2 protein-coding genes are annotated in these 693 nt (G+C 64.1%); both read left to right on the top strand.

What is annotated here, in order from left to right:
* Positions 1 to 198: tetratricopeptide repeat protein (locus tag ON32_RS23390; protein ID WP_040793177.1), on the top strand; the 198-nt coding region annotated here is incomplete at its 5' end.
* Between the two features lie 181 nt (positions 199 to 379).
* Positions 380 to 693: recombinase family protein (locus ON32_RS23385; RefSeq protein ID WP_040793176.1), on the top strand; the 314-nt coding region annotated here is incomplete at its 3' end.

The raw sequence follows: 693 nt of genomic DNA, 5'->3' as shown, positions 1-693 counted from the left end.
AACGAACACCCCGACACCCTGACCTCCCGCAACAACCTCGCCACCGCCTATCACTCGGCCGGCCGGCTCACCGAAGCGATCGAACTCTACGAACGAACCCTCACCGCCGCCGAGCAGATCCTGGGCCCCGACCACCCTGATACCGCTGTAGTCCGTGACAATCTCGCGGCTGCGCGAAGGCGGCAGACTTCTCACTGAACCGCCGCTCGGCGCTTCCCCTCACCTCATGCGAGGCGCCCGGATTGAGCACACCCCAAATAGACAGCGGTCTCCGAGACGAAAAGCGTCGAAACAGAGTCCAGTTTCGAATTATTCGACCCTTGCCATCGGACTCCCCGAGTCCAGATCGACAGTCCGCCGGCGGGAAGGGATTTCGAAGATGCGGGTCGGCTACATCCGGATGAGCGCACTCGACCAAAACACCGCCCGCCAACGCGACGGCATCGACGTGGAAAAGACCTTCGTCGACACCGCCTCCGGCAAGGACACCACCCGACCGAAGCTCGACGAGTTGCTCGCTTTCGTCCGCGAGGGCGACGAGGCGATCGTGCACTCCATGAACCGCCTGGCCCGCAACCTCGCCGACCTGCGTCGCCTCGTCCGTATCCCGACCCGCAAGAGCGTGGAGGTGACGTTCGTCAAGGAATCGCTGACGTTCACCGGCGAGGACTCCCCCCATGGCGAACCCGCTGC

The organism is Nocardia paucivorans NBRC 100373 (assembly GCF_000308675.1).
GTDB classification, from domain to species: Bacteria; Actinomycetota; Actinomycetes; order Mycobacteriales; family Mycobacteriaceae; genus Nocardia; species Nocardia paucivorans.
This window is presented reverse-complemented; position numbering and strand designations above follow the sequence as displayed.